Below are 25,093 nucleotides of genomic sequence, written 5' to 3' on the forward strand. Positions count from 1 at the left end.
TTCCGCCCACGTCATGTCGTGAACATCTCGGGGTGCTCGCGGACGTACTCCCGCACCCCGGTCGCGGGCCTTCCCGTGATCGTCTCGATGTCGTCGGTCCTGCGGTCGTAGCGGTTCTCCGCGTGCAGCCGTGCCATCGTGGCGAGGTGGTCGAAGAGGTGGTCGGGCAGGCCCAGCGCCTTCAGGTCGTGGTTGACCCAGGCCTCGTAGGAGACGTCCACATAGGCGACCGGCCGGCCGAGCGCGGCGGCGAACTCCTCGGCCATGGTGGTCATGTCGGCCGAGGCCGGGCCGGTCAGGTGGTAGGTCCTGCCGATGTGCGAGGAGGGGTCCACCAGGATCGCCGCCACCACCGCGGCGACGTCCCGCGCCGCGACCGGGGAGGTGCGCCCGGTGCCGAACGGCAGCCGGATCGTGCCCTCCTCCGCGATGGAGCGGTACGCGAAGGTCGTGAAGAGCGGATTCTCCATGAAGACGGTGGGCCGGAGGTGGGTGACGGGCAGCCCGGACCAGTTGAGCGCCTGTTCGGCCAGCCAGTGCTCCCGCTGCTGCGTCGACTCCGAGGTGCTGGTGAGATCCATCTGGGAGACCGTCATCTGCGACATGTTGACCAGCGCGTCCAGCCGCGCGTAGTCGCGGGCGACCGCCGCCGTGGTCATCGTGGCCTCCAGATACTTCGGCGAGACGCTCATGCCGAAGTACATCCGCCCGCAGCCGTCCAGCACGCGGGCCACATCGGGGGCGCGGGTCAGATCGCCCGCCACCACCTCAGCGCCCGTCGCGCGCAGGGCCTCGGCCCGCTCGTCCTCGCGGTGGACCATGGCGCGCACGGGCAGCTCGCGGCGGCGCAGCTCCTCCACCACGGTGCGGCCGACGGCCCCGACGCTGCCCGCGGCACCGGTCACCAGGATCGGTGGATCGGGCATGGCTAGCACACCAACTTGTCGAGGGTGATGGGCAGTTCGCGGATCCGGACACCGGTGGCGTGGTGCACCGCGTTGGCGATGGCCGCGGCGGTGCCCGTGATGCCCACCTCACCGAGGCCCTTGGCCCCCATGGGGTTGGTGTACGGATCGGACTCGTCCAGCCAGTGGGCCTCGACCGAATGGACATCGGCGGCGGAGGCGATGTGGTACTGGGCGAAGTCCTGGTTGACCACATGGCCGAACCGCGGGTCGAGCACGCTGTGTTCGTACAGCGCCATCGAGATGCCCTGGGTCATCCCGCCGATCAGCTGGGAGCGGGCCGTCTTGGGGTTGATGACCCGGCCCACGTCGAACATCCCCAGCAGCCGCGCCACCCGCACCTCGCCGGTGTCCTCGTCCACCCGTACCTCGGCGAACTGGGCGCCGAAGCTGTGCATCGCGTAGCGCTCGGCCTCCGGATTGCCGCCGGGCAGCTCCGCGGTGACCTCCAGCCCCTCCGCCGGCGCGATACCGCCGTGCTCGGCCCGCAGCCGGGCCCGCAGCCGGTCCGCCGCCTCCCAGATCGCGGTGCCCCAGCTGTTGATGCCCGCCGAGAACCCGGCGACCGACGCGGCCGGCAGCGCCGTGTCCCCGATCCGCATCTCCACCTGCCCCACGGGGACGCTCAGCGCGTCCGCGGCGATCTGGGTGAGCGCCGTCCAGGTGCCGGTGCCCACGTCGGCGGCGGCGATCCGGACCGTGTAGTGGCCGTCCGGGGCGAGCCGGATCGTGGCCGCGTTGCCGGGGAAGCGGGGCGAGGGGTACGTCGAGGCGGCCACGCCGGTGCCCACCAGCCAGCGCCCCGCGCGCCGCGACCGGGGGACCGGGTCGCGGTGGTCCCAGCCGGCCCGGCGGGCGCCCTCGCGCAGACAGTCCGTCAGATGGCGGCTGGAGAACGGCAGCCCGGACTCCGGATGCACCTCCGGCTCATTGCGGATCCGGAACTCCACCGGGTCGAGACCGCACGCGATCGCCATCTCGTCCAGCGCCGACTCCAGCGCGAACATCCCCTGCGCCTCGCCCGGCGCCCGCATGATCGTCGGCACCGGGACATCCAGCGGGGCCAGCCGGTGGGTGGTGCGCCGGTGCGGCGCCGCGTACATCAGCCGGGAGCAGACGGCCACCTGCTCCGCGTACCCCTTGGCCTTGGCGGTCTGCTCGATCACCTCGTGGGAGAGCGCGGTCAGCCTGCCGTCCCGGCCGGCGCCCAGCCGGATCCGCTGGATCGACGCCGGGCGGTAGCCGACCAGGGCGAACATCTGCTGCCGGGTCAGGGTGAACTTGACCGGCCGCCGGACCATCCGGGCCGCCATCGCGGCGAGCACGGCGTACGCATGGGGGTAGACCTTCGAGCCGAACGCGCCCCCGACATGCGGGGAGATCACCCGCACCCGCCCCGGCTCCAGACCCAGCACCCCGGAGATCAGGGCCTGGCTCATGGAGGCGCCCTGGGTGGAGCAGCGCACGATCAGCTCACCGTCCAGCCAGGTGACCACGGCGGTGTGCGGCTCCATCGGGTTGTTGTGGTACATCGGCGTGGCGTACGTGAGGTCCACCATGATCGGCGAGGCCGCCAGCGCCGTATCCACGTCCCCGAGCACACTGTCGGCGGGCGAGCCGTCCTGCAGCTCTCCGCCGCCCGAGCCGAAGGCCGCGGCATGCACCGGGGAGCAGAGGTCGCCGCGGTCGGCGCGCAGCACCACATCGGGGGGCCGGCTCTCGTAGTCCACGCGGACGAGCCCCGCCGCGCGGCGCGCGGTCTCCAGGCTCTCGGCCACCACCGCCCCGATGAACTGGCCGCGCCAGGCGACCTCGGCGGACTGCAGCACCGCGAGCTCCGGATCCTCCGGCCGGGTCAGCGTGGGCGCGTTGAGATGGCTGAGCACGGCCAGCACCCCCGGCTCCGCCTCCGCGAGCGCGCTGTCCACCCCGGTGACCCGCCCGGCGGCGATCGTGGACTGCAGCGGATACAGATAGACGGGCTGGTCGAGGGGCCATTCATAGGCGTAGGTGGCGGTGCCGGTGACCTTCTGCACACCGTCGATCCGGTCCATCGGGACGCCGATGGCGCGGGGGCGTGCCGTGACGTCGCTCATCGCGCCTCCTCCAGCAGCTCCAGCAGGGTGGCGACCATCGTGTTGCGGGCGAGCGGGACCTTGAAGGCGTTGCCCGCCAGCGGCCGCGCCGCGGCCAGCTCGGCGGCCGCCGCGTCCACGAAGCTCTCCCGCGTGGCGGGCGCGCCGCGCAGCATCGCCTCGGCCGTGGTGGCCCGCCAGGGCTTGTGCGCCACCCCGCCCAGCGCGATCGCCACGTCCCGTACCGCCCCGCCGGTGACCTCCAGCGCGGCGGCGACCGAGACCAGCGCGAAGGCGTACGAGGCGCGGTCGCGCACCTTGCGGTAGCGGGAACGGGTCGCGGAGTGCGGCGGCGGCAGCTCCACCCCGGTGATCAGCTCACCGCGCTCCAGGACGGTGTCGCGCTCGGGGGTGTCCTCCGGCAGCCGGTGCAGCCGGGTCAGCGGGATCCGCCGCTCGGCGGCCGGGCCGGCCACCGTCACCACCGCGTCCAGCGCGGCCAGCGCGACGGCCATGTCGGAGGGGTGGGTGGCCACACAGGCGGGGGAGGCGCCCAGGATCGCCATATCGCGCTGATAGCCGTTCACCGCCGAGCAGCCAGAACCCGGTATGCGCTTGTTGCAGGGGGTGGTGACGTTCTGGAAGTACGGGCAGCGGGTGCGCTGCAGCAGATTGCCGCCGGTGGTGGCGAGGTTGCGCAGCTGGCCCGAGGCGCCCGAGAGCAGCGCCTGGGAGAGCACCGGATAGCGCCGCCGGACCCGCGGGTCGGCGGCCAGATCGCTGTTGGGCACCGCCGCCCCGATCCGCAACCCCCCGTCGGGCAGCTCCTCGATCCGGTCCGAGGTCAGCCGCCGGACGTCGATCAGCACCTCCGGGGTCGTCACCTCCAGCCGCATCAGATCGACCAGATTGGTGCCCCCGGCCAGATAGGCCGCCTCGGGTTCCTTCACCAGGGTGGCGACGGCCGCCGGCACCTCATCGGCGCGTTCGTAGCGAAAGGGCTTCATCGGTGCGCCACCTCCGCGATCGCCGGGACGATGTTCGCGTACGCGGCGCAGCGGCACAGGTTGCCGCTCATCCGCTCGGCGATCTCCTCGTCGTCGAGCACCACATCGGTGGCGCCCGGGTCCTTGCTCGCGGCGCTGGGCCAGCCGTTCCGGGCCTCCTGGAGCATTCCGGCCGCGGAGACGATCTGACCGGGTGTGCAGTAGCCGCACTGGAAGGCGTCATGGGCGATGAACGACCGCTGCAGCGGATGCAGCTCACCGTCGGTGAGCCCGGCCGCCGTGACGATGTCCGCGCCCTGGTGGGCGACGGCCAGCGCGAGGCAGCCGAGGATCCGGCGGCCGTCGAGCAGCAGGGTGCAGGCGCCGCACTGTCCGTGGTCGCAGCCCTTCTTGGGGCTGGTGTTCCCCAGCTGTTCGCGCAGGGCGTCCAGCAGCGTCGTACGGGTGTCGACGGTGAGGCGGTGCTCGGTCCCGTCCACCCGGAGCTCGATCTCGAGGTCCATGATCCCTACCCTTGATCGTCGTCCTTCGGAACGTCACGCGGCACCCCCATTCTCGGACATATGGGCACTGATCGCCCGTTCGGCGGTATGGTCACGCCGAAGCTCCGTACCGATACGGGCCGCGGCCCACGCCCGGCCGACACCGGTGGACCAGGCCGCGGCCCGGGGCCAGGACCTCCTTCAGGTGCGCTGGATCACGGCTTCCAGATGGGGCAGATAGTGGTCCATGCGGTCCCGCTTGGTGAGCAGATACGGGAGGTTCTCCTTGTGCGGAGTCATCAGCAGCGGCACCTGTTCGCTGACCCGGACGCCGTGCCGCAGCAGCGCGTCCCGCTTCTGGGGGTTGTTGGACAGCAGCCGCACGGAGCGCACCTCGAGGTCGTGCAGCACATCCGCCGCCACCTTGTAGTCACGGGCGTCCGCCGGCAGGCCGAGGGCGAGGTTGGCCTCGACGGTGTCCAGCCCCTCGGACTGGAGCTTCATCGCCTGGAGCTTGGCGAGCAGCCCGATCCCGCGTCCCTCGTGGCCCCTCAGATAGACCAGAACGCCCCGGCCTTCGGCCACGATCGCCTTCAGCGCGGCGGACAGCTGGTCGCCGCACTCGCAGTGACGGGAGCCGAACGCGTCTCCGGTGAGGCACTCGGAATGCAGCCGGGTAAGCGCTTCCTCCCCGCCGACATCGCCGTATACCAGCGCTATTTGTTCATCACCGCGCACGAGGTCCCGATAGCCGATCGCGAGAAAGTCGCCATGCTTCGTGGCCAGCCGGACATTCACCACTCGTTCGACGCCCGAGGTCCGGGTGTCGACATCGAACACGCCATCACTTTCTGTCATGTTCCGATCTTATCTGGAAAACCACCGTCCTTGTACAGGAGAATGAGAAAGCCGCAGCAACAAGCTGTCCGGCCGACGCATGAAAGGTCCACGAGATATGAGCGGTTCGGGAACGCGCCCGCAGGCCGGCATGGTGTTGCCGACACGGACGACGGAGGAAGTGCGGGCCGACCGGCCCGATGCCGCCGTTCTTCCCGTGGGCAGCTTCGAACAACACGGCGCCTTTCTCCCGCTGGTGACCGACACGGTCATCGCCTGCACGGTCGCGGCCGAGATCGCGGCCGCGTATCCGGTGCTCCAGCTGCCCCCGGTGACGGTCTCCTGCTCCCATGAACACGCCGCCTGGCCAGGGACGGTGTCGATTTCCGCGGCCACCCTCTACGCCGTGGTCCGCGATATCGCGGACTCACTCAGGCGCTCCGGCATACGCGGTCTGATTCTGGTGAACGGACACGGCGGAAATTACGTGCTGCGCAACATCGTTCAGGAATCCGCGGGCACCGACTTCCGCATGGCGCTATTCCCCGGGTCGGCCGACTGGGAGGCCGCCAGGACGCGCGCCGGAGTACGCACCCCGAGCAACAGCGATATGCATGCGGGCGAACTGGAGACATCGATCCTCCTGCATGCCCATCCGGAACTCGTACGGCCCGGTCATGAAACCTCCGACTGGATATCCGACGATCGGAAACATCTGCTCACCCTCGGTATGTCCGCCTATACCGAGTCCGGAGTCGTCGGCCGTCCGTCCAGAGCGTCCGCGGATAAGGGAAAGGAACTCCTGGCCGGGCTCGTCGACTGCTTCGCCGAGTATCTTTCCCTGGTCGGTGCCGAGAAGGAGGCGTGATGACCTTCCTGGAGACGGAAGAGGCATGGGAGCGGCTGCGCTCCGTCCGGACCGAGGCGGACGCGGGGGCCACCGGTCTGGTCCGGGGCCCGGACGGCCGGTGGCGGTGGAGCGAGGCCGCCTCGCCGGAGGCCCGGCTCCTGGTCGACCGCTATCTCCCGCTGTGCCTGGCCGGGCCGCGGCTGACCATCGCTCAGCTCGGCCAGAGCCTGGACGGCTTCATCGCCACCCGCACCGGCGACGCCGACTACGTCACCGGCGAGGAGGACCGCCGCCATCTCCACCGGCTGCGCGCCCTCGCCGACGCGGTGGTCGTCGGGGCCGGCACCGCCGTCGCGGACGACCCCCAGCTGACCGTGCGCGCCTGCGCGGGCGCCCACCCGGTGCGGGTCGTACTCGATCCGCGCGGACGGGTGCCGCTCGACCGACGGGTGTTCACCGATGGCTCAGCTCCGACCCTGTGGGTGGTGGGCACCACCGGTGAGCGCCGGCCGGCGCCGCCGGACGGCGTGGACGTGCTGACGCTTGACGACCCGGACGACTTTGCCCCCCACCACCTGGTGCGGGCGCTTCGGCGGCGCGGGCTCGGCCGGGTACTCGTCGAGGGCGGCGGGGTCACCGTGTCGCGCTTCCTGCACACGGGGGCGCTGCACCGGCTCTACGTCACCGTGGCCCCGGTCCTGCTCGGCGACGGCATCCCCGGGCTGCGCTTCGACGGGACGACGGTCATGCGGAACGCGCTCCGCCCGCCGGTCCGCCGCGACACCCTCGGCGAGGACACCCTCTTCGAACTCGACCTGTCGGCCGCCTTCGAACCCGGCCCGTCGGCCCCGCAGCCGGCCACACCACTGGACGGCCAGCACCACGACACCGGGGAGGCTCGCGGCGAAGGTGAGCACCCCGTAGACCACGGCCACGGTCAGCCCCTGGCTCGCGCCCAGGCCCGCGGCGCCGAAGGCCCAGGCGGTCACGCCCTCGCGGGGGCCCCAGCCGCCGACGTTCAGCGGCAGGGCCATGGCGATCAGGGCGAGCACCATCAGGGGCAGCAGCTCGGTCAGCGGGGCGTCTGACCCCGCCACCCGCGCGGCCAGGACGAACGTCGTCAGATGCCCGGCCAGCACCACCACCGAGGAGATCACCACCCCCGGCCAGCTGCCCCGGGCCAGCAGCCCGCGGCGCGCCTCCAGGAGCGCGCCGCGGACCGCGCCCCGCCGCCGTCCGGCCACCGGCGCCGCACGGCGGCGGCGCCGGACGGCCACCACCGCGAGGAGCGACAGGACGCACACCGCGGCCAGTGCCCCGGCCGTGGCCGGTCCGCCGAACAGCCGACCGGTGTGTTCCAGCGCCAGCGAGGGGTGGGCCAGCAGGATCGCCACCCCCACCGCGAGCAGCACCACCTGGCCCGCGACCCGCTCCAGCACCACCGCGCGCACACCCCGGCCGACATCGCCCGCGTCCCGCCCGTGCCGCACCGCGCGGTGCACATCGCCGAGCACCCCGCCGGGCAGCGCGGCGTTGAGGAACAGCGCGCGGTAGTAGTCGGCGACGGCCGGGCCCAGCGGCAGCCGGATCCGCAGCCCCCGCGCCACCAGACACCAGCGCCAGGCGCTGAAGACCGTGGTGAGCAGGCCGAGGCCGACCGCCGCCAGCAGGGTGAGCCCGTCGATGGTGCGCAAGCCGTCCACGAAGGCCCCGGTGCCCAGCCGCCACAGCACCACCCCGAGGATGGCGACGCCCGCGGCCGCCCCGAGCCGGGCCCGCAGCGCGCCGGTCACGCGGCCGCCCCCAGCGTGCGGGGCGCGGGCAGCGCCAGCAGATCGTGGTGGTGCACCACCACCCGCAGCGCGCCCGCCGCGGCCATCGCCAGCCGGCGGCGCAGATACGCCTCGGCGCGCGCGCCGAGCTCCGGCCGGTGCTCCACGGCCGCGCCCACCCAGCCCCGCAGCCACTCGGCCGTCAGCGCGGAGCGCTCGGCGCCCAGCACCCAGGGACTGGCGTGGGTCCGTACCGTCGCGCCGTGCCGGGCGAACGCCTCGGAGGCCACCGCCATCGCGTCGGGGCCCACCAGACCGCCGCGCCGCTGATGGGCGTTGAACGCCTCGGTGATCTCCGCGTCCATCGGGTCGGCCGGGGTGAGCTCGACCCGCCCCACCACGGACAGCGCCAGCAGCGCCGGGCACTCCGCCTCGGCGCAGGCCGCGGCGATCCCGCCCACTTCCTCGGGGGTGAGCACGTCCAGCAGCGCGGACGCCGTCACCAGCGAGGCGCCGTCCAGCGTGCTCGCGGTCAGTCGGGAGAGGTCGCCGCGCGCCGTCGCGACGGTGATACGGCTGCCGTCGGTGGCCGCCCGGGGCATCCGCACCGCCGCCCGGTCCAGCAGATCGGGGTCGCGGTCGTGCAGGATCCACAGCTGCGGGCCGCTCAGCCGGGGCGCCAGCCAGCGCCCCATGGAGCCGGTGCCGCAGCCCAGGTCGTGGATCACCAGCGGCGGGCCGGACAGCTGGGGGCCGAGCGCCTCGAGGAGTTCGGGGGAGCGGGCCGCCGCGTCGGCGCCCTCCCGCAGCTCCAGCCAGTCGGGGGTGTAACGAGGTACGTCGGTCGTCTTCACGCGGCCCTCCGCGGTTCGTCCAGGAGTTGTTCCAGCGCACCGGCCAGATTGCGGGTGGTGTTCTCCCACCCGGCCAGCGCGGTGCGCCGCTCGTGCGCGGCGGCGGTGAGCCGGCGGCGCGCACCGGGGTCGCCCAGCCAGCGGCGCAGCGCCGCCGTGAGCGCGTCGGGGTCGTCCGGGTCGACGAGGATGCCCGGCACCCTGCCGTCGGGTGCCTGCCCGACCGCCTCCGGGACCCCGCCGACGGCCGTGGCCAGCACCGGGATCCCCCGGGCGAGCGCCTCGGTCACCGCCATGCCGTAGGTCTCGGCGTACGAGGCGAGCACCATCGCGTCGGCGGAGGCGTAGCCGGCGTCCAGTTCGGCGCCGGTCCTCGGGCCGAGCAGATGCACCCGGTCGGCCACGCCCAGCTTCTCGACCAGCTCCCGGAGCCGGGCGGCGTACTCCGGGTCCTGCTCCAGGGATCCCACACAGTCGCAGTTCCAGGGCAGATCGTCGATCCGCGCGAGCGCCTCCACCAGCCGCAGCTGCCCCTTGCGCGGGGTCACCGAGGCCACGCACAGCAGCCGTGAGCCGTCGCCGCCCGAGGAGGCGAGCGGTGCGATGTCGGCGCCGGGCGCCGCCACATGGACCCGGTCCGGGACCAGCCCGTGCAGATCCACCAGCCGCCCGGCCGCCCAGGCGCTGGTGGCCACCACCGTCCGCACCGCGCGCAGCGTCCGGCCCTCCAGCGCCCTCAGATCCTCGGCCCGGCCGGGGGCCAGCCCCGTCTCGTCGCTCAGCGGCAGATGCACCAGCACCGACAGCCGCAGCCGCTGGGCCTGCGGAACGACGATGTACGGGAGCGCACAGGCCACCAGCCCGTCGAGCAGGACCAGCGTGCCGTCCGCCAGCGCGGTCAGCAGCCGGGCCAGCTCGGCGCGGGCGGCCGGGCCCGGCTGGGGCCAGTCACCCGCGACGGCGTGCTCCTCGACCCGCCAGCCGGAGCCGGGCAGATCCCGGCAGATCCGCCGGTCGTAGACGTTGCCGCCGCTCGGCGCGGCCGGGTCGGCCACGCCGCCGGGCATCACGAAGTGCACCGTGCGCGGTGCGGCCGGGCTCATAGCTCACGCTCGTAACTCGCCCAGGCGATATGCGACTCATGCAGGGTGACGGTGATCCCGGACAGGCCCCGGGCGCCCTCGCCCAGCGCCCCCGAGCCCACCCGTGCCGCGAGGCGGTCGGCGATCACCTTGGCGAGGAACTCGGTGGAGGTGTTGATCCCCTTGAAGTCGGGTTCGTCGTCGAGGTTGCGATAGCTGAGCGCGCCGCACACCTCCCCCAGCTCACGGGTGGCCAGGCCGATGTCGACGACGATGTTGTCGTCGTCCAACTCGGCACGGCGGAAGGTGGCGTCCACGAGGAACGTCGCCCCGTGCAACCGCTGCGCGGGTCCGAAGACCTCGCCGCGAAAACTGTGAGCGATCATGATGTGATCGCGAACGGTGATGCTGAACAACGGATGACCCTCCAGATACGGCGCATCGGGCCCTCGGCCGGGGCACGCCCTCTAGTACGGCCGTCGCGTTCCCCGTGTTCAGACGGATGACACGGCAGATTCCGCGGCGTACCGAACCCGGTGGCACAGCCCCGGAATCTCGCCCGAGGCGAGCCTCGGAAGCACCTCGGGAAGCTCCTCGAAACCGCATTCGCCGGTGACGAGGGCGTCGAAGGCGGGGTCGGCGAGCAGCTCGAGCGCCAGCGCCATCCGGTCGCCGTAGGAGCGGCGGCCGCCCCGGGCCGGGGACACCGTCCCCACCTGGCTGCTGCGCACCGTGAGCCGCCGGGAGTGGAACGCCTCGCCCAGCGGCACGCCGATCCGCCGGTCCCCGTACCAGCTCAGCTCCAGCACGGTGCCCTCCGGCGCCAGGAGCTCCAGCGAACGCGCGAGCCCCTGCTCGGTGGCGCTGGCGTGCACCACCAGATCGAGGCCGCCCGCCGCCTCCTCGGGGAGCGCGAAGTCCACCCCGAGCGCCCGCGCGACCTCCGCGCGCGCCGGCTCGGCGTCCACCAGTTGCACCCGTACGGCGGGGAACCGGGACAGCACCGCCGCGACGGAGGCACCCACCATCCCCGCCCCCACCACCGCGATCCGGTCACCCAGCAGCGGCGCGGCGTCCCAGGCGGCGTTCACCGCGGTCTCCACCGTCCCCGCCAGCACCGCGCGCGGCGCGGGCACGCCCTCGGGCACCGGGGTCACCGCGCTCGCCGGGACGACATAGTGGGTCTGATGCGGATACAGACCGAAGACGGTGCGCCCCCGCAGGGACGCCGGCCCCTCCTCGACCAGACCCACATTGAGATAGCCGTACTTCACCGGCCCCGGGAACTCGCCGTCCTGGAACGGCGCGCGCATCGCGGTGTACTGGTTCTCCGGTACCCCACCGCGGAAGACCAGGGTCTCCGTACCGCGGCTCACCCCGGAGTACAGCGTGCGCACCACCACGTCCTCGGGCCCGGGTCCGGCCAGGTCCACCTCCCGTATCTCGCCATGGCCGGGGGAGCGGAGCCAGAAGGCACGGGCGGTGCGCGTCATACGACGTTCTCCTGAGGGGCTGAACAATCGGACGGTGGCCCACGTACGGATGACCATGAAGCCGCGAACACGGTACGCGGCACCCATCCACTCCGCCACACAGCCCGGAGGGTGCACGGTGGCCCTGAACAATCCCTACAACACGACGCTGTCACGCGACCAGAGCGCCGCGGGCGCGGCCGCGTTGCGCAACGAGACAGCCGTGGGCGCGGCCGCGCAGCTGCTGTTGCTCGTCCTGCTCGGCACGGCGATCGACCTGGGACCCGCGGGCTGGCTGACCGGCCTGGCCTTCGCGGCCGCCACCTGGGCGGTGCTCACCCGCGCCCTGCAGCGGTCCTGGCTCGCCTCCTTCGGCGCGGCCAACCGCGTCACCCTGGCGCGGGCCACGCTCGTCGGCGGGGTGACCGCGCTGGTCGCCGACTCCTTCGAAAGCCCGACGCCGGTCACCGCCCTGGTGTCCCTCACCGCGGTCGCGCTGATCCTCGACGCGGTCGACGGACAGGTGGCGCGCCGCACCGGCACCTCGTCCTCCCTGGGCGCGCGATTCGACATGGAGGTCGACGCCGTCCTCATCCTGGTGCTCAGCATCTACGTGGCCACCTTCCTCGGCCCCTGGGTGCTGCTGATCGGCGCCATGCGGTACGCCTTCGTCGCCGCGGCATGGATGCTGCCCTGGCTGAACGGCCAGCTGCCCCCGAGCACGGCCCGCAAGACGGTGGCCGCGCTCCAGGGCGTCCTGCTGCTGGTCGTCGGCGCCGATGTACTCCCGTATCCGGTGGCCTTCGGCGCCGCCCTGCTGGCCCTGACCCTGCTCAGCTGGTCCTTCGCCCGCGACATCAGGTGGCTGTGGCGCACCCGGGCCGCCCGCGCGCGGTGAGCGCGACGGCGCGACGGGCGCGGTGAGCGCGGTGAGCGCGGCGGCGCCGACGAGCCCGCTGCCCGCTACCAGGGAGGGCCCCGCCACCAGGGAAGGGACCCGCTACCAGGGAAGGGCGCCCTCGATGTCGAAGTAGCCTCCCGTCGGCCCGTCCGGGCCCACCGTCGCCATACGGACGATGATCTCGGCGCCCTCCTCGACGGTCTGGTGACCGGTGCGCCCGTTGAGGTCCGTCGCGGTGTAGCCGGGCTCCACGGCGTTGATCCGCATCTCCGGGAACGCCTTCGCGTACTGCACGGTGACCATGTTGACCGTGGCCTTCGACGCCGGATAGGCGACGCCCGGGTAGGCGTGCGTAGGGGTGTCCGGGGTGGAGACCCGGTCCAGCGAGGCCAGCCCGCTGCTGACATTGACCACGACCGGCGCGGCGGACCGCCGCAGCAGCGGCAGGAAGGCATGGGTCACCCGCACCACGCCGAAGACGTTCGTATCGAACACCTCCTTCATCATGTCGGCGGTGACCTCCGCGGCGCCGATCACCCCGCCGTCCGGCGTCCGGGCCTCGATACCGGCGTTGTTGATCAGTACATCCAGTCCGCCGTCGGCCTCGACGGTCTTCGCGGCGGCGGCCACGGACGCGTCATCGGTGACATCGAGGACGACCAGCCGCGCCCCCGCCCCCAGCCGCTCGGCGGCGCGGCGTCCGCGGTCGGCGTCCCGGCTGCCCAGATAGACGGTGTGGCCCGCGGCGATCAGACGGCGGGCGGTCTCGAAGCCGAGACCCTTGTTGGCTCCGGTGATGAGTGTTGTCGTCATGCCCTCCAGGCTGCGTCCGGTCCGGGCGGCCAGCCAGGTGCCCTGTCTTCCTGGGACCGCGGGTACCAGGCTCGTCCCCCGGCCGAGGTGCAGACTGGTGACCATGGCGACCACGGAGTTCGGGCAGGCGGTACGGCGCTGGCGGGACCGGGTCCCGCCGGAGGCCGCCGGGCTGCCGGCCGGCGGACAGCGGCGGGCGGCCGGGCTCCGCCGTGAGGAACTGGCCCTGCTCGCCGGGATCTCCGTCGACTACGTCACCCGCCTCGAACAGGGCCGGGCGTCCCATCCCTCGACCCAGGTCGTCGAGGCCCTGGCCAGGGCGCTACGGCTGTCGGCTGCCGAGCGCGCCCACCTCTTCCGGCTGGCCGGGCTGGCCCCACCGGGCCCGGAGACGGTCCCGGCGTACATCACCCCGAGCGTCCAGCGGCTGCTGGACCGGCTGACCGGAACGCCCGTCGCCGTGAGCGACGCGTCCTGGACGCTGCTGATGGCCAATCCGCCGTATGTGGCCCTGAGGGGCGATCCGTCCCGGTGGCGCGGCAACGAGCGCAACGGAGTCTGGCGCCATTTCGTCAGCGAGGACACCGGCTCCCGGCAGACGCATCAGGCCCGGAGCGAGTTCCAGGCCGCGCTGGTCGCCGACCTCCGTACGGCCGCCGCCCGCTACCCGGCCGACCAGCGGCTGCGGCGGCTGGTCGCGGAGCTGCGCGCGAACAGCGAGCGGTTCGCCGAACTGTGGGACTCCGGCACCGTCGGCCACCACGAGGCATCGCGCAAGACCATCGACCATCCACGGGTGGGCCCGCTGACGCTGGACTGCGATGTGCTCACCGTGGCGGGCAGCGATCTGCGCATCGTGGTCTACACCGCCGAGCCCGACACCGAGGACGCCGAACGCCTCGCCCTGCTCACGGTGCTGGGCACCCAGACGCTCACCGGCTAGGGGCGCCCGGCGACCCATGCCGCCCGCGGCGGGCTGCTCCCCTCCCCGCCCCTCCCCACAACTGGGGCTCCGCCCCAGCCCCCGGCCGGACGACCCGGTTGTGCGCAGGCATCCGCCCGATCATCCACCACACCAGCATGCCGACCGCGATCAGCCCGCCGGTGCGGGTGTTCACGCTCTCGCCGTCCGCCGCGAACAGCGCCTGGCCCTGGGACGCCGTGCCCCCCTGCTGAGCTGCTCGCGGCGACGGTCGGCCCGTCGCCTCCGGGTCCAGGGGCGGAGCGGAACCGGAGCTCCGCCCCTGGACCTGGCTGGACGGCCGGGACGTGTGCGCGCGTCCGTCAGGTCGTTCGCCGCGCCGGCGTGCCGACCGCGATCAGCCCGCCGGTGCACCCGCCGGTGCGGGTGTGCAACGGCGGCGGTGGTCGGCTTGTCGACGCCCGGGGTCCAGGGGCGGAGCCCTTGGTTACGGGAAGGGGCGGGGAGGGGAAAGACCCGCCGGACCCCCGTACCCCCGAATCTGGCGATGAGATTTTCATATTTGCGTAATTGGATCGCTGCGTTCCGTAAGATTTTAGGCTCATCCGATGCACGAACCGGCGTTGGTGCGCGCTATCTGAACAGAGGGCGCAACACGGCGCACTCGCGGGGCGTGTGGGGGCCACCCTTGTACGACGAACAGAAGGACAGCGAAGTCCGGTGAATCTTCAAACCGTGGTGAACGTCGTCACCGCCGTACTCGTCACCCGGGTATTCGGCAGTGACGCCATCGCCCTCCTGCGCCGCGCGGCCGCGATGGGAGTCCGCGTCGGCGTATCGGAACTGCATCGCAACAACCAGGAGGGAGGGGAGCGGTGACCAACGACTTCCCGCGCTCGCGCGAGATCACCTCGATGACCACCGGACTCCCCGCGGACTTCCGCGCCTTCCACCAACTCCACCGGAAGGCGTACATCGACCGGGCCATGGTCTACCTCGGCAACCACGCGGACGCCGAAGAGGCCGTCGACGCCGCCTTCGAACAGCTCCTGCGCTGCTGGCCCAGGGTGCTGAGCATGGAGAACCCGGCCGCCTACGCCTGGAAGGTCATGAAGAACCGGGTCATCGACCTCGCCAGGGCCCGCAACCGGGGCCCCGCCCTCCTGGACAACGCAACCTTCGAGACCGCGATACTCAAGGACGCGGTGGACCCCATCGCCGCCCTGGAGGAGAGCCTGAATCTCTATCAGGCGATCAAGAAGCTCCCCGAACGCCAGCAGGACGTGGTCATCCTGCTGCACTGCCGCGGCTACAGCGTCGCCGAGACCGCCACCCACCTCGGCATCACCGAGGCCGGTGTGCGCTCCACCGCCCGCTACGCCCGCCGCCGTCTGCAACAACTCCTGGCCAAGGACAACCGATGACCTCACCCATTGACCGCATCCTCGCGCGGGCCCTGCTCAACCCCACCCCTCCCATCGACTTCGAGGCCGCCGAGGCCCGGCTCGCCGCCCGCCACGCCAACCCCGGCGGCTCCCCGCCCCAGGAGCGCCCCCCTCAACAGGACCGGCGGACGTCCGCGGCCACCGGGGCCACCGGAGCCGCGGCGCCGGGCGCGGACGAGCGGATGGCGCAGGACCTGCACACCCTGTGCGAGGCGATCATCGCCCGGCCCGACGCCCTGACCCAGCTGCGGGACTTCCTCACCCGCCGCATCCTCGAACCGCCGGGCTCCCGGGTCCTGGGGTGCGTGCTCCAGCTGGCCGGGCATGAGGACCACGCCCAGTTCTGGTGGCAGTTCGCCGCCGGGGCCGGCGACCCCGCCGCCGCGTACTGCCTCTACCTCCACCACATGGCGCTGGGCGAGGACGGCCAGGCGCACGCGTGGCTCGAGTGGTGGCACGAGCAGGCGGGCAACGACATTCCGCCGGTCACCGACACCGTGGAGGACTGGACCGCCACCGACCATGAGATGGCCGCCGCCCTCCGCATCCTGCACGGCCTGAAGAGGGGACAGGAGGTCCCGCCCGCCACCAGGGCGGTCATCCACTACGTCGCCGAGGCCGTCGACTTCACCGACGACCCCGACATCGACCTGCCGCTGCCGGAACCGGGGTTCGCCGACCGCATCGAGGACCTCACCACCACCAAGACCACCACGGACGTCGCGCCTCCCGCCGACCGGGCCGTGCTGCCGGAGCGGCCACGCAGCGGTTCCCCCGCCTGAGCGCTCCGCTGGAAGTGCCCTGATCTGCCGTCGATCGCCTGCGGCGCCGTCGTGGCTGGTCGCCCACGCGGCGGAGCCGCATATCGACACAGCCGCGGCGGAGCCGCACATCGACACAGCCCCGCGCCCCTTGAGGGCGCCTCCGCATCGGAGCCGGCTTCCGCCGATCTGCTCAGCGGCACAGAGAGCCGGCGGCCGGAGAATGTCTCCGGCCGCCGGCTCCCGTTCCCGAAGGACCGACTCCCACTCCCGAAGGCCGCGAAACTCCTCGGAAGGCCAGCGGAACTCCTCGGCGCGCGGCGCGCGCCTCAGCGCTGGGCCACCAGCTCCTTGAGCGCGACGTTCAGCTCGAGGACGTTCACCCGCGGCTCGCCGATGAACCCGGCCGTACGGCCCTCGGTCTTGTCCTCGACCAGCTTCTCCACCTGGCCGACCGACAGCCCGTTCCGCTCCGCGACCCGGTGGACCTGGATCTTCGCGTACCGCGGGGAGATGTCCGGGTCCAGACCGGAGCCGGAGGACGTCACCGCCTCGGCGGGGACCTGGGACGGCTTGACGGTGTAACCGGGCACCGAGTTGTTCTTGACGACCGCGGCCTTGGCGTCCCGGACCTGCTGGAGGAGGTCCTTGCTGTCGGCGGAGAGGTTGGTGGCTCCGGACAGCAGCAGCTTGTACTGGGTGTTGAGGCTGTTGCTGCCGAGGCCGTTCGCCGGGCGTCCCTGGAACCACTTCAGATCGGGGTCCGGGGTCTCCTGGCCCTTCTTCAGCGGCAGGTCGTACGACTGCCCGATCAGCGAGGAGCCGACGACCTTGCCGTGCGCCGTGATCTCGGAGCCGTTCGCCTTGTCGTGGAACAGCCCCTGGGCGACGCCGGTGACAAGCAGCGGGTAGATGACGCCGGTCACCAGGGTCAGCATCAGGAGGGCGCGCAGCCCGGCGCCGAACAGCCGGACGGTGTTCATGACGGAATGGTTCATGGCGATCAGCCGATCCCGGGGATGAGGGAGATGAGGACGTCGATGATCTTGATGCCGATGAAGGGCGCGATCAGGCCCCCGAGACCGTAGATCCCGAGGTTGCGCCGCAGCATCCGGTCCGCGCTCATCGGCCGGTAGCGCACCCCCCGCAGGGCGAGCGGCACCAGCGCGATGATGATCAGCGCGTTGAAGATGACCGCGGACAGGATCGCCGAGTCCGGTGAGGACAGCTGCATGATGTTCAGCTTGTCCAGGCCCGGGTAGACCGCCGCGAACAGCGCCGGGATGATCGCGAAGTACTTCGCGACATCGTTGGCGATGGAGAAGGTGGTCAGCGCGCCCCGGGTGATCAGCAGCTGCTTGCCGATCTCCACGATCTCGATCAGCTTGGTCGGGTTGGAGTCGAGGTCGACCATGTTGCCGGCCTCTTTGGCGGCCGACGTACCGGTGTTCATGGCCACACCCACATCGGCCTGGGCCAGCGCCGGCGCGTCGTTCGTACCGTCACCGGTCATCGCGACCAGCTTGCCGCCCGCCTGCTCCCGCTTGATCAGGGCCATCTTGTCCTCGGGCGTGGCCTCGGCGAGGAAGTCGTCGACGCCCGCCTCCTCGGCTATCGCCTTGGCCGTCAGCGGGTTGTCACCCGTGATCATGACGGTCTTGATGCCCATGCGGCGCAGCTCGTCGAACCGCTCCCGCATGCCCTCCTTGACCACGTCCTTGAGGTGGACGACACCCAGCACACGAGCGCCTTCGTCGTCCTGGACGGCGACCAGCAGCGGGGTGCCACCGGCCGCCGAGATCCGGTGGGCGATCCGGTCCGCGTCCTCGGCGACCGTACCGCCCCGCTCCCGGACCCAGGCGAGGACCGAACCGGCCGCCCCCTTGCGGATCTTCCGCGCGCCGACGTCCACACCCGACATCCGGGTCTGCGCGGTGAACTCGATCCACTCGGCCCCCACCAGCTCGCCCTGGTGGCGCTCGCGCAGCCCGTACTTCTCCTTCGCCAGGACGACGACGGACCGGCCCTCGGGGGTCTCGTCGGCCAGTGAGGACAGCTGGGCGGCGTCCGCGACCTCGGCCTCGGTGGTGCCGCGCACCGGCACGAACTCCGCCGCCTGCCGGTTGCCCAGGGTGATGGTGCCGGTCTTGTCCAGCAGCAGGGTGGAGACGTCACCGGCGGCCTCGACCGCCCGGCCCGACATGGCCAGGACATTGCGCTGGACGAGGCGGTCCATGCCCGCGATGCCGATCGCCGACAGCAGGGCGCCGATCGTCGTCGGGATCAGACAGACCAGCAGCGCCACCAGCACCACCATCGTCAGATGCGTGCCCGCGTAGTCCGCGAACGGCGGCAGCGTGGCGCAGGCGAGCAGGAAGACGATCGTCAGCGAGGCGAGCAGGATGTTCAGCGCGATCTCGTTGGGCGTCTTCTGCCGCGCGGCGCCCTCCACCAGGTTGATCATCCGGTCGATGAAGGTCTCGCCCGGCTTGGTGGTGATCCTGATGACGATGCGGTCGGACAGCACCTTCGTCCCGCCGGTCACGGCCGACCGGTCGCCACCGGACTCCCTGATGACCGGCGCCGACTCGCCGGTGATCGCCGACTCGTCGACCGAGGCGACGCCCTCCACCACATCGCCGTCGCCGGGGATGACATCGCCGGCCTCGCAGACCACCAGGTCACCGATGGTCAGCCCGGTGCCGGGGATCCGCTCCTCCGAGCCGTCCCCCAGCAGCCGGCGCGCGACGGTGTCGGTCTTGGCCTTGCGCAGGGTGTCGGCCTGCGCCTTGCCACGGCCCTCGGCGACCGCCTCCGCCAGATTGGCGAAGATCACGGTCAGCCACAGCCAGGCGCTGATCGCCCAGCCGAACCAGTCGCCCGGGTCCTGACACGAGAAGACGGTGGTCAGTACGGACCCGACCAGCACGACGAACATCACGGGCGACTTCACCATCACCCGCGGGTCCAGCTTGCGGAAGGCGTCCGGCAGCGACCGCAGCAGCTGCCCGGGGTCGAAGAGGCCCGCGCCGACACGGTCCTCGGCCGGGGCGTGCCCGGTGGGAACGCCGCTGTGCGGCGCCCTGGTCGGAGTGGCAGTGGACATGGAGTCCTCGTGTATTTCTCTGCGGGTGGTCATCACGCCAGCCCCTCGGCCAGCGGCCCCAGCGCCAGCGCCGGGAAGTACGTCAGACCGGTGATGATCAGGATCGCGCCCACCAACAACCCGGTGAACAGCGGCTTCTCGGTGCGCAGCGTGCCCGCGGTGGCCGGGACCGGCCGCTGCCCGGCGAGCGAGCCCGCGAGCGCCAGCACGAAGACCATGGGCATGAAGCGGCCGAGCAGCATCGCGAGCCCGGTCGTGGTGTTGTACCAGTCGGTGTTCGCGTTCAGACCGGCGAAGGCCGAGCCGTTGTTGTTCGAGGCGGAGGTGAAGGCGTACAGCACCTCGGAGAAGCCGTGCGCACCGGAGTTGAGCATCGAGTCCGGCGGTGTCGGCAGGGCCATGGAGGCGGCGGTGAAGATCAGCACCAGCGCCGGGGTGACCAGGATGTAGCAGGCCGCCAGCTTGATCTCACGGGGACCGATCTTCTTGCCCAGGTACTCGGGCGTACGGCCGACCATCAGCCCGGCGATGAACACCGCGATGATCGCCATGATCAGCATCCCGTAGAGGCCGGAGCCCACCCCGCCGGGCGCGATCTCGCCCAGCATCATGCCGAGCATGGTGATACCGCCGCCCAGGCCGGTGAAGGAGGAGTGGAAGGAGTCCACCGCTCCGGTCGAGGTGAGCGTGGTCGACACCCCGAAGAGCGCCGAGCCGCCGACCCCGAAGCGGGTCTCCTTGCCCTCCATCGCACCACCGGCGGCCTGCAGCGCCGGGCCATGGTGGGCGAACTCGGTCCACATCATCAGGGCGACGAAGCCGACCCAGATGGTGACCATGGTCGCCAGGATCGCGTAGCCCTGCTTGACCGAGCCGACCATGACGCCGAAGGTCCGGGTCAGCGCCAGCGGGATGACCAGGATCAGGAAGATCTCGAAGAGGTTGGTGAACGGGGTCGGGTTCTCGAACGGGTGGGCGCTGTTGGCGTTGAAGTATCCGCCGCCGTTGGTGCCCAGCTCCTTGATGGCCTCCTGCGAGGCCACGGCGCCGCCGTTCCACTGCTGCGAGCCGCCCATGAACTGGCCGACCTCGTGAATGCCGGAGAAGTTCTGGATCGCCCCGCAGGCGACCAGCACTACGGCGGCGACCGCGGCCACCGGCACCAGGACGCGGACCGTGCCGCGCACCAGATCGGCCCAGAAGTTCCCGAGCTCACCGGTGCGCGAGCGCGCGAAACCGCGCACCAGCGCCACCGCGACGGCGATGCCCACCGCCGCCGACACGAAGTTCTGCACGGCCAGACCGGCGGTCTGCACGACGTGGCCCATGGCCTGCTCGCCGGAGTACGACTGCCAGTTGGTGTTCGTCACAAAGGACGCGGCCGTGTCGAAGGCCTGCGCGGGCTCGATCGAGGAGAACCCCAGCGAACCGGGCAGGCCGCCCTGGAGCCGCTGCAACAGATAGAGGAAGAGCACCCCGGCCGCCGAGAAGGCCAGCACCCCGCGCAGATACGCGGTCCAGCGCATCTCGGTGTCGGGGTTGGCACCGATGCCCTTGTAGATCCACTTCTCCACCCGCACATGCTTCTCGGAGGAGTAGACCCTGGCCATGTAGTTGCCGAGGGGGACATAGGCGAGCGCCAGTGCCCCTATGAGGGCGAGCAGCTGTAGCACGCCGGCGAGTACGGGACTCATGCTGGTTCTCAGAACCTCTCCGGGAAGATCAGGGCGAGGACGAGATAGCCCAGCAGGGCGACGGCCACGATCAGGCCGACGACGTTTTCGACGGTCACAGCTTCGTCACCCCTTTGGCGACAAAGGCCACCAGCGCGAACACCGCGATCGTGGCGACGACGAAGGCCACATCGGCCATCGCGAACTCCTGGAAAGAGGTCGGGGAGATCCGCGAACAGCGGATCGAACGGACAACGCAAGAAGGAAACCCCGCCCCATGGCCGGATCCGACCGTCGTTGACGGGTCCCATACGGCGATCAGCACGCCTTTGACGCGGCCCTTACGGGCGCTACGGCGAGGGGTGGCCGGAACCGATCGTTCTGCCGCCGAGGGGCCGCGCGAGGCGCCGCAGGACGGCGCGAGGCGGCGTGGGTGGCGTGGGTGGCGTCACCGGCTCGAGCAGCGCGGGCGGCGGCCAACAGCGCGCTCAGCCCCCTGCGGTCGCAGAACGTCAGCCCACCGAGGTCGACGACCACTACACGGTTCTTTCCGGTCCACCCTGATCGTCTCGTGTACCGGCACGGCGCCCCCTTGGTGTGAGGCAGCCTGAAGGGCCTGGCCGGGGTTGAGGAACTGTTCTGCGGAGTCGGGCGCTTCGGGCGCTCGGAAACGCGCTATTGGCGGCGACACGGCCGTCCGTGCCCCCTGTGTACGTACTACGCTCGGATAGTAAATGATGTCTCGGAAAGGCGATGTGTTGGCTCTGGGGCCACTCGAAAGCGAGATCATGCGGGTGTGCTGGGACGCAGACACTCCAGTGACCGTGCGTGACGTACTCGGCACGCTCAACGCCGCCCGGAGTCGGCCGTTGGCTTACACCACGGTCATGACATCGATGGGTCGCCTCGCGGACAAGGGCGCGCTCGACCGGACACGAGTGGGACGTGGCTTCATGTACACGCCTGCCGTCGCGGATGAGGCCGCGCTAGCCGTGCGGGAGGTTCTGCGTACTCACGGGAACGCCGCGATCACCCACTTCGCCGCTGAGGCATCCGTCGACCCGGGGCTGCGCGACAGGCTACGGCGCCTTCTGGAGGACTCGCCGTGAGTGACGAGCCACCCGACACCGGAAACCGGGCATTCTGGGCATTGGTCGGCTTCTCTCTGACCGTCCGGGTCGGGGTTGCGTATCTCGCATGCTGCCTGACCTCGGCTCTCGTGCGGCAGGTCAGCCACCGCGGTGCCGGTGCCCTCCTGTCCGTCTCGGTCTGGGCCGGCGTGACATTACTGGCGCTGGCCGCCGCCGGGACGGCGCGGTCGGCGGCGCGTGTGTGGCGTGGGCTGCGCGCGACCCTCGGCGTGATACGGGCGGTACGCTCCGGCGCGGTGGATGCGAGCCCGGCAGTACGCGCCGCCTCGGAGCGGGCCGGGCTGGCCTCACGCGTGAAGCTCACCAAGAGCGCCGATCCGTTCGCGTTCACCTACGGCTTGCTCTTCCCTCAGGTCGTTGTCAGCAGCGGGCTGGTGGCGATCGCGACGCCAGAGGAACTCGCGGCGGTCCTCTCCCACGAGCACGAGCATGTACGAAGCCGTGACCCGCTCAAGGCCCTGATCTCCACCGCCCTCGCCACCCGAAATTTCACCCTCCCGCTCCTGGAGCATCTGCGCGCGGTCTTTGTCTTCGGCCGGGAACTGGCAGCGGACCGGCGCGCCGTGGCCCGCTGCGGGACCTCTGCCGTAGCGGGGGCACTGCTGAAAGCCGCCGACGCCCCTCGATGGGCGCGCGCGGCCCCGGCCGCGGCTATGAGCGGGACGGACCAACTCGAGGCGCGTATCACCCAATTGGAAGCCGGTTGGCCACCACGTCCGGCTCCACCCACTCCTCGACATGTGTTCGCCACCCTCACCGGAGTCGCGGTTTACGTTTGGGCACTCACCGGTTCGGCAGCGCTGATCGCTACCGGCTGGACCTGTAGGGGATAGAGGTAACGCGGGTTCTACTACGCGGGGATAGTAGATACTACGAATGCGTAGTAGGTTGGTGGCGCAAGGAAAGGAGTTGTCACCATGGTCATCGCTGCCGCCAAGCAATCGCGCATCAGGCACCCGCTGTTCGCCCGCATCTACCCGAAGATCAACGCGTTCGCGGAAGCCCATGGCGCGCTGGAACACCGTGCGGAACTACTGGCCGGTGTCACTGGTCGGGTGATGGAAATCGGCGCGGGCACCGGCGCGAACTTCTCGCACTACCCACCACGGGTGGAGCAGGTCATCGCGGTCGAGCCGGAGTCGCGGCTGCGCAAGGTCGCCGAACGAGCGGCGGCCGACGCTCCTGTGCCGGTGGAGGTCCGGGCAGGCCGGGCAGAAGCGCTGCCGATGCCGGACGAGTCGGTGGACGCGGTGGTGGTCTCTCTCGTCTTGTGCAGCATCGCCGATACGCCGCAGGCCCTCAAGGAGGCCGCCCGTGTTCTGCGGCCGGGCGGGCACCTGCACTTCTATGAACACACCCGCGCAACGGACCGCCGGCTCGCCCGCAGGCAGCGCATCCTGAACGTGGCATGGCCCCTGCTCGCCGGGGGCTGCAGCCTCGTCAAGGACCCTGAGCGGGCCATCGCGGACTCCGGCTTCGTCATCGAAAAGGCACGGCACTTCGACTTTCTCATCAATGGCCGCACCACGCCGAGTTCTCCCTGTGTCATCGGCGTCGCCCGCAAGGGGTAGGCGGTTGGGTGAAGTGTCCGGCGATCGGCCCGCCGCTTCGCGCACCCGCCCCGGCGTCGGCAAGACGTCGACGGTGGGGACTGGTGACCGCCGGCGCCGTCATCCCCGCCACGCGGGGAATCGCCGCGGTCATTACGTCCAGTCTGTGGCGTGCAGGTGCGTCACAACAGGGGCGTCACAAGGGGAGCTGGTATCCGCTGACCCAGCTCTGCATGGCGCTGATCATTTGCCTCCACAGGTCACTGACCTGCAGTAGGCCGACCGGTACGAGCAGGGCCCCACCTGTGCGCATGACGCCACGGGCGTGCCGACGGCTGCCGCGACCGATGGCGGGGGAACTGTGGGGTCGACTCCCGTGTGGCGCTTCGCGGTTGCGGCGCTGGCTGTCTACTTCCTGTTGTCGATCGGCGCATCCGTGTGGGCGCGGGTTCGGGGCACCGGTAGGGGTGGTACGGCTGAAAGCCGGGAGGGCGGCCGAGGTCGCGACTGGGGGCGCTGGCTGCTCTCCATGCCGGACACGGTGATTGTCTTCCTGGTCTCCTTGACGATCTCCGTGTGGGACAGGACCCGGACCGGGGAGCGGGCGGGCCAGGGCCGCCGTCGCAAGCTCGGCGCCGCACCGGACGCGGCGCTGGCAGCACACATCGGCATGGGTGGAACCATGTCCACGATGCTCTTGATGATGGTCGTCTGACGGTGTCGGTTCCTGCGTGCGTACCCGGAAGCCGACCCCGGCGAGCGGCGCGAAGCCGGCGTTCGGTCAGAGATTCGGTCAGCGGGGCGAGGACCTGAGTCACTGGTCTGGTGCCGAGGAGGGCGGGGCCGCGCCACTTCCCGGTGTCTGGTCGCATTTCTGCCTCGCTGAACAAGATCTGTGGTCAGCGCCACAGGTGCGGAAGATACCCCCTAGGGGTATCTTGGCTGTCGTTGGAGGGCGGGGGAACCCGCCCTCTGGCGGACGACCGCATGCAACGACACCCCGAGGGAGAAGCCATGACCTCACAGACCACCTCCGGCTCCTGCTGCAGCTCCGACGGTTCCTGCGGCTCCGGTACCAAGGCCGACGTCCAGGGCGCCGGCGTCACCACCGTGTACAAGGTGCCCGGTATGACCTGCGGCCACTGCGAGGGCGCGATCTCCCAGGAGATATCCGCGCTGGACGGCGTCACCGCGGTCAAGGCCGTCGCCGCCTCCGGTGAGGTGAGCGTCACCTCCAGTGCTCCTCTCGACGAGGGGGCCGTCCGCGCCGCCGTCGACGAGGCCGGGTACGAGCTCGTCGGCACCGCCTGACTCAGCCCGCCACTTCCCTCAGGAACGCGAATTCCTTCCGGCCGGGACGTACCGCTCCGCTGAT

At 71.3% G+C, this 25,093-nt stretch carries 26 protein-coding genes and 3 pseudogenes; 12 read left to right on the top strand and 17 right to left on the bottom strand.

All coding sequences use genetic code 11. The features are described from left to right. Positions 1 to 11 precede the first annotated feature (11 nt). The 5 genes from JK364_RS26710 to ribA form a co-directional block, all read right to left on the bottom strand. On the bottom strand, positions 12 to 926 hold the full coding sequence (locus tag JK364_RS26710) for an NAD(P)H-binding protein (protein ID WP_201853865.1): 915 nt from the start codon (positions 924 to 926) through the stop codon (positions 12 to 14). Between the two features lie 2 nt (positions 927 to 928). Beyond that, the gene (locus JK364_RS26715) at positions 929 to 3,061 is read right to left on the bottom strand and encodes a xanthine dehydrogenase family protein molybdopterin-binding subunit (protein WP_201853866.1); all 2,133 of its coding nucleotides are present in this window, start codon (positions 3,059 to 3,061) and stop codon (positions 929 to 931) included. Next, on the bottom strand, positions 3,058 to 4,047 hold the full coding sequence (locus JK364_RS26720; protein ID WP_201853867.1) for an FAD binding domain-containing protein: 990 nt from the start codon (positions 4,045 to 4,047) through the stop codon (positions 3,058 to 3,060). Before JK364_RS26720 ends, JK364_RS26715 begins: the two co-directional genes overlap by 4 nt. Then, positions 4,044 to 4,550: a (2Fe-2S)-binding protein gene (locus JK364_RS26725; RefSeq protein WP_201853868.1), complete on the bottom strand. Its 507-nt coding sequence runs from the start codon at positions 4,548 to 4,550 to the stop codon at positions 4,044 to 4,046. The genes JK364_RS26720 and JK364_RS26725 overlap by 4 nt, the downstream gene beginning before the upstream one ends. Positions 4,551 to 4,730: 180 nt before the next feature. Beyond that, positions 4,731 to 5,387, bottom strand: coding sequence for a GTP cyclohydrolase II (ribA, locus tag JK364_RS26730; protein WP_037950114.1), 657 nt, complete (start codon positions 5,385 to 5,387; stop codon positions 4,731 to 4,733). Between the two features lie 97 nt (positions 5,388 to 5,484). Between ribA and JK364_RS26735 the strand changes: the two genes are divergently transcribed. Both JK364_RS26735 and JK364_RS55540 read left to right on the top strand, forming a co-directional pair. After that, positions 5,485 to 6,234, top strand: coding sequence for a creatininase family protein (locus JK364_RS26735; RefSeq protein WP_201853869.1), 750 nt, complete (start codon positions 5,485 to 5,487; stop codon positions 6,232 to 6,234). Beyond that, positions 6,234 to 6,869 (top strand): annotated as a pseudogene (locus JK364_RS55540) (RibD family protein); the annotation flags it as partial. The gene JK364_RS26735 and the pseudogene JK364_RS55540, both read left to right, overlap by 1 nt. A gap of 195 nt (positions 6,870 to 7,064) precedes the next feature. Here the strand turns inward: JK364_RS55540 and JK364_RS55545 are convergent. The 5 genes and pseudogenes from JK364_RS55545 to JK364_RS26760 form a co-directional block, all read right to left on the bottom strand. Then, positions 7,065 to 8,009 (bottom strand): annotated as a pseudogene (locus JK364_RS55545) (lysylphosphatidylglycerol synthase transmembrane domain-containing protein); the annotation flags it as partial. Next, positions 8,006 to 8,842 carry a class I SAM-dependent methyltransferase gene (locus JK364_RS26745; RefSeq protein ID WP_201853871.1) on the bottom strand — a complete coding sequence of 279 codons (837 nt, stop codon included), beginning with the start codon at positions 8,840 to 8,842 and terminating at the stop codon, positions 8,006 to 8,008. The gene JK364_RS26745 and the pseudogene JK364_RS55545, both read right to left, overlap by 4 nt. After that, the gene (locus JK364_RS26750; RefSeq protein WP_201853872.1) at positions 8,839 to 9,945 is read right to left on the bottom strand and encodes a glycosyltransferase family 4 protein; all 1,107 of its coding nucleotides are present in this window, start codon (positions 9,943 to 9,945) and stop codon (positions 8,839 to 8,841) included. The genes JK364_RS26745 and JK364_RS26750 overlap by 4 nt, the downstream gene beginning before the upstream one ends. Continuing rightward, positions 9,942 to 10,340, bottom strand: a complete 399-nt coding sequence (locus tag JK364_RS26755) for a 6-pyruvoyl trahydropterin synthase family protein (protein WP_201853873.1) — start codon at positions 10,338 to 10,340, stop codon at positions 9,942 to 9,944. Before JK364_RS26755 ends, JK364_RS26750 begins: the two co-directional genes overlap by 4 nt. Positions 10,341 to 10,418: 78 nt before the next feature. Continuing rightward, positions 10,419 to 11,417 carry a zinc-dependent alcohol dehydrogenase gene (locus tag JK364_RS26760; RefSeq protein ID WP_201853874.1) on the bottom strand — a complete coding sequence of 333 codons (999 nt, stop codon included), beginning with the start codon at positions 11,415 to 11,417 and terminating at the stop codon, positions 10,419 to 10,421. Positions 11,418 to 11,535: 118 nt separating this feature from the next. On the opposite strand from JK364_RS26760, the gene JK364_RS26765 reads away from it, so the two are divergent. Then, the gene (locus JK364_RS26765) at positions 11,536 to 12,294 is read left to right on the top strand and encodes a CDP-alcohol phosphatidyltransferase family protein (RefSeq protein WP_372461993.1); all 759 of its coding nucleotides are present in this window, start codon (positions 11,536 to 11,538) and stop codon (positions 12,292 to 12,294) included. A 102-nt stretch (positions 12,295 to 12,396) separates the two neighbouring features. Here the strand turns inward: JK364_RS26765 and JK364_RS26770 are convergent, their stop codons facing one another. Further along, positions 12,397 to 13,110 carry an SDR family oxidoreductase gene (locus JK364_RS26770; protein WP_201853875.1) on the bottom strand — a complete coding sequence of 238 codons (714 nt, stop codon included), beginning with the start codon at positions 13,108 to 13,110 and terminating at the stop codon, positions 12,397 to 12,399. A 103-nt stretch (positions 13,111 to 13,213) separates the two neighbouring features. Between JK364_RS26770 and JK364_RS26775 the strand changes: the two genes are divergently transcribed. Further along, positions 13,214 to 14,053, top strand: a complete 840-nt coding sequence (locus JK364_RS26775) for a helix-turn-helix transcriptional regulator (protein WP_201853876.1) — start codon at positions 13,214 to 13,216, stop codon at positions 14,051 to 14,053. Positions 14,054 to 14,126: 73 nt separating this feature from the next. On the opposite strand, the pseudogene JK364_RS58495 reads toward JK364_RS26775, so the two are convergent. Beyond that, positions 14,127 to 14,231 (bottom strand): annotated as a pseudogene (locus JK364_RS58495) (rod shape-determining protein); the annotation flags it as partial. Between the two features lie 521 nt (positions 14,232 to 14,752). Between JK364_RS58495 and JK364_RS26780 the strand changes: the two are divergent. The 3 genes from JK364_RS26780 to JK364_RS26790 are packed head-to-tail and all read left to right on the top strand — an operon-like array spanning position 14,753 to position 16,259. Next, positions 14,753 to 14,911: a hypothetical protein gene (locus tag JK364_RS26780; protein WP_167396636.1), complete on the top strand. Its 159-nt coding sequence runs from the start codon at positions 14,753 to 14,755 to the stop codon at positions 14,909 to 14,911. Then, complete coding sequence (locus tag JK364_RS26785; RefSeq protein WP_307841388.1) at positions 14,908 to 15,456, top strand: sigma-70 family RNA polymerase sigma factor; 549 nt, start codon at positions 14,908 to 14,910, stop codon at positions 15,454 to 15,456. Before JK364_RS26780 ends, JK364_RS26785 begins: the two co-directional genes overlap by 4 nt. Then, positions 15,453 to 16,259 (top strand): hypothetical protein, encoded by an 807-nt coding sequence (locus JK364_RS26790; RefSeq protein WP_201853877.1) that lies wholly within the window; start codon positions 15,453 to 15,455, stop codon positions 16,257 to 16,259. Before JK364_RS26785 ends, JK364_RS26790 begins: the two co-directional genes overlap by 4 nt. Positions 16,260 to 16,567: 308 nt before the next feature. On the opposite strand, the gene JK364_RS26795 is transcribed toward JK364_RS26790, so the two are convergent. From JK364_RS26795 to JK364_RS26815, 5 genes are read right to left on the bottom strand one after another with little or no spacing between them, the layout of a single operon-like run. Beyond that, the gene (locus JK364_RS26795; protein WP_201853878.1) at positions 16,568 to 17,236 is read right to left on the bottom strand and encodes a potassium-transporting ATPase subunit C; all 669 of its coding nucleotides are present in this window, start codon (positions 17,234 to 17,236) and stop codon (positions 16,568 to 16,570) included. Positions 17,237 to 17,241: 5 nt separating this feature from the next. Continuing rightward, positions 17,242 to 19,344: a potassium-transporting ATPase subunit KdpB gene (gene kdpB / locus JK364_RS26800; protein WP_201853879.1), complete on the bottom strand. Its 2,103-nt coding sequence runs from the start codon at positions 19,342 to 19,344 to the stop codon at positions 17,242 to 17,244. A 32-nt stretch (positions 19,345 to 19,376) separates the two neighbouring features. Next, positions 19,377 to 21,038, bottom strand: a complete 1,662-nt coding sequence (gene kdpA / locus JK364_RS26805) for a potassium-transporting ATPase subunit KdpA (protein WP_201853880.1) — start codon at positions 21,036 to 21,038, stop codon at positions 19,377 to 19,379. Between the two features lie 8 nt (positions 21,039 to 21,046). Next, on the bottom strand, positions 21,047 to 21,136 hold the full coding sequence (kdpF, locus tag JK364_RS26810) for a K(+)-transporting ATPase subunit F (RefSeq protein WP_010351568.1): 90 nt from the start codon (positions 21,134 to 21,136) through the stop codon (positions 21,047 to 21,049). Next, the gene (locus JK364_RS26815) at positions 21,133 to 21,342 is read right to left on the bottom strand and encodes a hypothetical protein (RefSeq protein WP_201853995.1); all 210 of its coding nucleotides are present in this window, start codon (positions 21,340 to 21,342) and stop codon (positions 21,133 to 21,135) included. Before JK364_RS26815 ends, kdpF begins: the two co-directional genes overlap by 4 nt. A gap of 412 nt (positions 21,343 to 21,754) precedes the next feature. On the opposite strand from JK364_RS26815, the gene JK364_RS26825 reads away from it, so the two are divergent. The 5 genes from JK364_RS26825 to JK364_RS26845 all read left to right on the top strand — a co-directional run bounded on the left by JK364_RS26825 (position 21,755) and on the right by JK364_RS26845 (position 25,029). Further along, positions 21,755 to 22,126, top strand: coding sequence for a BlaI/MecI/CopY family transcriptional regulator (locus JK364_RS26825; protein ID WP_201853982.1), 372 nt, complete (start codon positions 21,755 to 21,757; stop codon positions 22,124 to 22,126). After that, the gene (locus JK364_RS26830; RefSeq protein WP_201853881.1) at positions 22,123 to 23,001 is read left to right on the top strand and encodes a M56 family metallopeptidase; all 879 of its coding nucleotides are present in this window, start codon (positions 22,123 to 22,125) and stop codon (positions 22,999 to 23,001) included. The genes JK364_RS26825 and JK364_RS26830 overlap by 4 nt, the downstream gene beginning before the upstream one ends. Before the next feature lie 84 nt (positions 23,002 to 23,085). Then, entirely contained in the window at positions 23,086 to 23,739 is a 654-nt protein-coding gene (locus tag JK364_RS26835; protein WP_201853882.1) for a class I SAM-dependent methyltransferase, read from the top strand. A gap of 508 nt (positions 23,740 to 24,247) precedes the next feature. Then, positions 24,248 to 24,433 carry a hypothetical protein gene (locus tag JK364_RS55555; RefSeq protein WP_230992533.1) on the top strand — a complete coding sequence of 62 codons (186 nt, stop codon included), beginning with the start codon at positions 24,248 to 24,250 and terminating at the stop codon, positions 24,431 to 24,433. A 299-nt stretch (positions 24,434 to 24,732) separates the two neighbouring features. Beyond that, a complete protein-coding gene (locus JK364_RS26845; protein ID WP_201853883.1) occupies positions 24,733 to 25,029 on the top strand; it encodes a heavy-metal-associated domain-containing protein in 297 nt (98 codons plus the stop codon). Positions 25,030 to 25,093: the final 64 nt, after the last annotated feature.

Origin of the sequence: Streptomyces endocoffeicus (genome assembly GCF_016741935.1) — a bacterium.
Lineage (GTDB): Bacteria > Actinomycetota > Actinomycetes > Streptomycetales > Streptomycetaceae > Streptomyces > Streptomyces endocoffeicus.